This window comes from Zhongshania sp. (assembly GCF_041584495.1).
Classification (GTDB): Bacteria; Pseudomonadota; Gammaproteobacteria; order Pseudomonadales; family Spongiibacteraceae; genus Spongiibacter.
Map to the genome: position 1 here is coordinate 1 of NZ_JBFHDY010000149.1, position 6489 is coordinate 6489.

Annotated in this window: 8 protein-coding genes and 1 pseudogene; 6 read left to right on the top strand and 3 right to left on the bottom strand. The window is 52.2% G+C overall.

The genetic code is table 11. From position 1 onward, the window contains the following. The first annotated feature begins 104 nt into the window (after nucleotides 1-104). Nucleotides 105-584, top strand: coding sequence for a peroxiredoxin (locus ABYP33_RS16685; protein ID WP_008253279.1), 480 nt, complete (start codon nucleotides 105-107; stop codon nucleotides 582-584). Nucleotides 585-607: 23 nt separating this feature from the next. Beyond that, on the top strand, nucleotides 608-1390 hold the full coding sequence (murI, locus tag ABYP33_RS16690) for a glutamate racemase (protein WP_373092281.1): 783 nt from the start codon (nucleotides 608-610) through the stop codon (nucleotides 1388-1390). Here the strand turns inward: murI and ABYP33_RS16695 are convergent. The 3 genes from ABYP33_RS16695 to ABYP33_RS16705 all read right to left on the bottom strand — a co-directional run bounded on the left by ABYP33_RS16695 (nucleotide 1377) and on the right by ABYP33_RS16705 (nucleotide 3653). Then, nucleotides 1377-1715 (bottom strand): hypothetical protein, encoded by a 339-nt coding sequence (locus ABYP33_RS16695; RefSeq protein WP_373092282.1) that lies wholly within the window; start codon nucleotides 1713-1715, stop codon nucleotides 1377-1379. The genes murI and ABYP33_RS16695 overlap by 14 nt on opposite strands. A gap of 116 nt (nucleotides 1716-1831) precedes the next feature. Next, a complete protein-coding gene (locus tag ABYP33_RS16700) occupies nucleotides 1832-2839 on the bottom strand; it encodes an aromatic ring-hydroxylating dioxygenase subunit alpha (protein ID WP_373092283.1) in 1008 nt (335 codons plus the stop codon). A gap of 196 nt (nucleotides 2840-3035) precedes the next feature. Then, entirely contained in the window at nucleotides 3036-3653 is a 618-nt protein-coding gene (locus ABYP33_RS16705) for a hypothetical protein (RefSeq protein WP_373092284.1), read from the bottom strand. A 99-nt stretch (nucleotides 3654-3752) separates the two neighbouring features. On the opposite strand from ABYP33_RS16705, the gene moaA reads away from it, so the two are divergent. The 4 genes and pseudogenes from moaA to ABYP33_RS16725 form a co-directional block, all read left to right on the top strand. Further along, a complete protein-coding gene (gene moaA, locus ABYP33_RS16710; RefSeq protein WP_373092285.1) occupies nucleotides 3753-4754 on the top strand; it encodes a GTP 3',8-cyclase MoaA in 1002 nt (333 codons plus the stop codon). A gap of 38 nt (nucleotides 4755-4792) precedes the next feature. Continuing rightward, nucleotides 4793-5281, top strand: a complete 489-nt coding sequence (locus tag ABYP33_RS16715; RefSeq protein WP_373092286.1) for a cupin domain-containing protein — start codon at nucleotides 4793-4795, stop codon at nucleotides 5279-5281. Nucleotides 5282-5298: 17 nt separating this feature from the next. After that, entirely contained in the window at nucleotides 5299-6234 is a 936-nt protein-coding gene (locus ABYP33_RS16720; RefSeq protein ID WP_373092287.1) for an AAA family ATPase, read from the top strand. 12 nt (nucleotides 6235-6246) lie between these two features. Further along, a pseudogene (locus ABYP33_RS16725) lies at nucleotides 6247-6489 on the top strand (hypothetical protein); the annotation flags it as partial.

Sequence of the window (6489 nt, forward strand, 5' to 3'; positions counted from 1 at the left end):
CCAGAATATGGTGGCTGACTTTAGATTTTCAAGTGGATTACGCCCAGGCCATTGCTCTGCTAAACTGCTTGATCACACTCGTTTGATAATATTAAGGTCCTACTATGAGCATTCAGACTGGCGACAAAATTCCCGCAGCAAAACTGAAAGTGATGGGCGAAAAAGGCCCTCAAGACATCACCACCGAGGAGCTCTTTAACGGTAAAAAAGTCGTTTTATTTGCCGTGCCCGGCGCATTCACCCCCGGCTGCTCACTTACACACCTACCCGGCTATGTTGTTAATGCCGACAAAATTAAAGCCGCCGGAGTCGACACCATTGTCTGCATGGCAGTGAATGACGCCTTTGTTATGGATGCTTGGGGTAAATCCCAAAATGCCGAAGAGCTACTGATGCTGGCCGATGGCAATGGCGACTTAACCAAAGCTCTGGGTCTAGAAATGGACGCCACTGGCTTCGGCATGGGTAGCCGCTCTAAACGTTTTGCTATGATTGTCGACAATGGCACCGTGAGCCACCTCGCCGTTGAACCTGCTGGTGGTGTTGACGTTAGCGCTGCTGAAAAAATTCTCGCCCTGCTGTGAGTGCCAACCAGCACACTCCCCGTGTGCTGATCTTCGATTCCGGCGTCGGCTCATTGAGCATTGGCGCCGCAATACACGATCTGCTCCCGGAAATTGATCTGCTCTACGTAATGGATCATGGTGGCTTTCCCTATGGCGAATGGCCAGAAGCCCTACTCACCGAGCACATTTGCGCAACAATATGCAGGGTATTAGCGACCCACAAAGTCGACTTACTCGTCATGGCCTGTAATTCAGCGAGCACTGCCGTACTACCTGCATTGCGCAGTCAAATTGCGATCCCCGTGGTGGGCGTGGTCCCAGCGATTAAGCCCGCCGCAGCCCTTAGCCAGACCGGCGTTATTGGTTTACTAGCCACCCCCGGTACCGTTAGCAGGCCCTATACCGCACAACTTATTCAAGACTTTGCCGCGCACTGCCAAGTCATTGCCGTTGGCAGCCCCGAGCTAGCGCCAGCAGTTGAAAATTTTATTTGGCATGAACACGCATTAGATGCAGTTTTAAATAGGGTAAAAACCGCGTTCAGCCAGCACGCTGATTTTGCGGCTATGGATACGATTATTCTTGCCTGCACGCATTTCCCGCTGGTGCAGCCACAATTATCGGCCTTGTTACCCAATATACAATGGGTGGACTCGGGACAGGCCATCGCACGGCGCGTTGCCTTCCTTATGGGTGAATTGGGTTTAGCAGAAACACCGGGTAAACCGGCTAGGCAGTCGGCGATTATTCTTGGCGAAGAACCGGCAAGTGCAAATTTAACGACGTGTTTACAGGCTAGGAATATAAAAATTAGCGCTGATTAAATTCAGTGACGCTGATATCGTAAATACGTAATATCTCGTTCATGTTTTTCATCGCGACATTATAATTTGCTATTCGTTTACGTCGCCGCTCATCATTATCCCGACCAGTACCTACCGCCGTTTTATCCATGGTATCTAGGCATTTCAAATAGCGTTGGCTGTCATCCAAATAGCGTTCTACTCGGCGTTTACTGACATTCATCTCGTCAACATCAGTAACCGCACCATCTGCTAAATTTTGCGGCATCAACGGCAAAATACACGCTGCCTGCGCGAGGGGAACCCAGCTAACTAGAATAAAAAAAACAGTTATTAAAAAACGCATTTGCTCAATCCGGCGATAAACTCGTTGGCAGAGTATACCGCAGAACGCGCAACGGGAGACGAGAGACGCTGGTAAAAACGCGGTCTCGCTCACCGCGTAAAATGGTGGAATTTACCTTATAGGGCGCGGGGGTCAAACCCCCCAGCGTAAAACTGGCTATACCATTTGCGAAATTTAGCGATAGGGCCATCACCATCGCACAAAATTGGGAGAGGACGATAGATTTTGTGTTCCCAAATTGGCTTGTCTTCTTCGAGCTGGCCAACAATATTGGCAATGATTGCCGCATTCACGCCGCCTTTTTTCACTTCGCCATTCACTTTGGGCTGAATAAACGCAAAGCGTACCTGCACCTTGTGCTCGTCAATTGGTGTGGTCATACCCAATAAAAAGGTATCGGCAATTCCTTCGAACTTGGTAAAACCCTGACCAGGACCAGCACTTCCCGTGCGAATTGAGCCTTTCACTTCGCCTCTGGGCGTCGGCATATTAGCCACCTGCAAGCCTCGCACAATTGGACCGTCATAGGTGGTTTCCCACTCCGGGAAAGAAGCGGTGCCATGCACGTACTTAAAATGAGCGGGGTCGGCGGCATTTTCGGCCATCTCCTGGGGGTGGGTATGAATGATCCATTCATAGCGATCTTGAGGAGACCAATCATCGCTATTCGCTTCGTCGTGACTTATCACGTCCCACAACGGCGCGGCGCCATCAGGGTGATACCACGCCCAAATGACCTTATTGGTTTCCGTGATCGGGAAGGTTTTGAGGCACTTTTTGCCCGCCACTTTTGGCGGCATATTCTTGGCATAAGGCACTTCTACGCACTCACCCTCGGGGCTAAACTTCCATGAATGAAAAGGGCAGACAATATTATTACCTTCAATCCGGCCACCGCCCGCACCCGAGCGCTCGTGAATACCGTGACCGAGGTGGGCACCTAAGTGCGGACAATAGGCTTCCATTAACACCGCTTTACCTGCTTCGGTGCGAAATAGCACCAATTCCTGGTCAAAATAATGCACTGCGCGAGATTCGCTGGGCGCCAGCTCATCGGAATAAGACACCGCAAACCAACCAAAGGGCATGGGCATCGGGTAGCGTTTAATCGTTTGACTGGTCATTGTTCTGTCCTCAGGGCGCTTAGCGGCAAACGCAAAATTCGGTGAGATTGACGTATTTTGCCCACACATTACTCTCCACATCGCTACAGACAATGACAAATGGAGACAGGACACTGGCAAAAAACGCCACGCGTAGACCGCTCCAGTGACTTTGGCGACCCCAGCGGCCGCCAAATGTGCTTAAGCCACTTGCGGCTTAGCGCCAGCTCTTAAATTTTTCCATCATCACATCCGCGCCCATACGAATCAGCGACTCATTAGGCGAGCCCGGCTGCACACCTGTCGCTAAAATAGTCTGCTGTACAGCGATTTCCTTGGCCACGTCTTCCATGGTTTGCTCGTCAACTGGCTCGCCCTCAGGGGTTGTAGCCTCGCCTTTAGCCGCCGCGCGAATCTGAGCATCGCGCTCCGACCCGGGCTCAACACCACCCCGGCGCATCACCTCCACCACGGCTAAATCTTCTGCCGCTTGACGACTATTAATGGGCTTGCCCTCGGCGTCATAAATGCCATCATAAGGTTCATAGGCGGTTTCCGGTGATTGCCCCATACTGATGCGGATCATTGCCGCCTCGGTAGAGTCAGGCGGCACACCCGCTTTACGAACGGCCTCTTCCGCTGCGCGGGCTTTTCCTGCTTGCATCGCGGTAATGGGCTGACCGTGGCGATCATAAATTACCGCTGTTTGACTGGCCTGCGCACTGGCCGACGCGTCAGTAGCGCTAGATTCCTGAGTTTTCGCCGTTGATTCAGCCGCCTGCAGAGGCAGTGCCACACAGAGCGCAATGCCTGCCAAGATATTGAAAATCTTCATTTTTAACCCCTATATTGACCAAGTTTTACTATTTTTAAACCCATTTACAGCCCATTACACACAAAGCCAGTTGGCCCAGCCTGTGTTAACATCGCTAGCATGACTAGCATAAGCGCCCCACTACAAGACCGCTTTGGTCGCAGCGTTGATTACCTGCGACTCTCGGTCACTGACCGCTGCGATTTCCGCTGTGTATACTGCATGGCGGAAGATATGACCTTTTTACCGCGCAAGCAAATTCTCAATCTTGAGCAGTTGTACGATATTGCCAGCAATTTTGTTGAGCTAGGCGTTAAGAAAATTCGCCTCACTGGCGGGGAGCCGCTCGTCCGCAACAATGTTATGGCCTTGGTTGAACGCCTCGGTAAACTCGACAAACTTGAGCAGCTGCACCTGACTACCAATGGCGCCCAGCTCAACAAATACGCAGGTCCGCTCAAAGCTGCTGGCCTGACTGGCATGAATATTAGCATCGACAGCCTTCAGCCCGAGCGCTTTAAAGCATTAACCCGCTTTGGCGAACTCAGTAAGGTATTGGCCGGTATCGATGCTGCCGTCGATGCTGGTTTCCAGCGCATCAAACTCAATGCGGTGATTCTCAAGGGCCGAAACGACGACGAGATAATCGACTTAGTCGACTACGCCCGCCACAAAAATGTTGATATCAGCTTTATAGAAGAAATGCCGCTTGGTCAGATTAGCGAACACGACCGGGCCAAAAGCTTTATTAGCAGCGAGCAAATTCGCGACACCATCCATGCCCGCTACCCCTTGACCACCAGCACGGAAACCACTGGCGGCCCGTCGCGCTACTACCGCATGACCGACAGCCTGAGCCGCATAGGTTTTATCTCTCCCCATAGCCACAATTTCTGCCATCTGTGTAATCGGGTGAGGCTAACCGTAGAAGGGCGATTACTGCTCTGCCTCGGCAACGAGCATTCGCTAAACTTAAAAGAGATCATTGAGGCTCACCCCGGCGACGATCAGGTATTACAGACGGCCATTATCAAGGCCATGGACTTAAAGCCGGAACGCCATCACTTTGATCTCGACGGCGAACCGCAAATCGTGCGGTTTATGAATACCACTGGTGGCTGATGCAAACACCGGCAGCACCCCCTGTAGCTGAGGCGGCAATGAACAGCGCAACAATTATCGCCCAACTCGGCCTAGAGCCCCATCTTGAAGGCGGCTATTTTCGCCGCAGTTATACCGCGCCACACAGCATTAATGGCCGCCCAGCCATGTCGTCGATCTATTATTTACTCACCGCCGACAGTCCTATTGGTCACCTACACCGCAATCGCTCTGATATTTTGCATTTTTGGCAGGGCGGCAGTTCGCTGCGTTACACGCTAATCTCACCCAACGGCGAGTTGAAGCAAAAAGTAATGGGGCCAAATATTGGTGCTGGCGAACAACTGCAAATATTGGTGCCCGGCGGTTACTGGAAAGCCTCGGAATTGTGCGCTGGCGACCATGGTCTGATTTCCGAGGCAGTGTGCCCCGGCTTCGACTTTGCCGACCACCAATTGGCCAGCGCCGCGCAAATTCAACGCGACCACCCCCAGCACTGGCAGGGCTTGACCCACCTTATTTCACCCTCGCGCAACAATAACAGCTAAGTATTGGAATATTTGCTATGAGTGACGCCCGCAACAATATCGACACCCTCATCGCCCAACTGGCGGAACAGGGCTATATCGCCAGCTCCGCAATTGCCACCACCCTGTATATTGCCCAGCAATTAGAACGCCCCATTCTTATTGAAGGACCACCGGGCGTAGGTAAAACCGAGCTGGCCAATGCCACCGCCGCCATGCTCAACAAGCCCATGTTCCGCCTACAATGTTATGAGGGTCTCGACGAAAGCAAGGCACTTTACGACTGGAAATACAGCAAGCAACTATTGTATGTGCAGGTTTTAAAGGAACAGTTGCAAGAAATACTCGACGGCGCTGAAGGTCTAAGCTCGGCGGTTGAGCGCCTGCATAATTTTGACGATATTTTTTATTCCGAGCGCTTTCTCGAACCCCGGCCACTGCTCAACGCCTTGCAAAGCGACAGCGGCGCGGTGCTATTAATAGACGAAATCGACAAAGCCGACTATGAGTTTGAATCCCTGCTGCTAGAAATTCTCGCCGACTTCAAAGTCACCCTGCCGGAGATCGGCACCTTGAGCGCAGTGCACAAACCCCTGGTCATTCTTACTAGCAACAACACCCGTGACCTCAGCGACGCCCTCAAACGCCGCTGCCTACACTTGTATATTCCCTTTCCTGAAGCCAAGTTAGAAAACCAAATTGTGCACAGTAGGGTGCCCGAGGTTCCTGAGGCCCTACGCCGCCAACTGGTCAACTTTGTTCACAGCGTGCGCAGCTTCGATTTAAAGAAACAACCCGCTATTAGCGAAACCATCGACTGGGCCCGCAGCCTCCTGCTGCTGCACAGCGATAGTCTGTCTAAACAACTGGTCGAAGACACCCTCAACGTACTGCTCAAATACGAGGAAGACATCGCCATGGTCACCCCGGAGTTACACAGCTTGATTAAAAAATCCGAAAGCGGCTTGCTGTAAACCTACGCCACTATGGATAACACGCTGCTCCAATTCATTCGTCACCTGCGCCACCACGGCCTGCCGGTGTCGACCGCTGAAACCTTAGACGCCATGCAAGTCGCGGCGGCACTAGGCTATAGCGACCCGATACTGCTGCGCGATGGCCTGGCGAGCTGCCTCGCCAAAACCGTCGACGACAACGACACGTTTGCCCTGTGTTTTGATCAATTCTTTCACCTCGACCATAGCCAAGAGGCAAGCAGCAGCGACAGC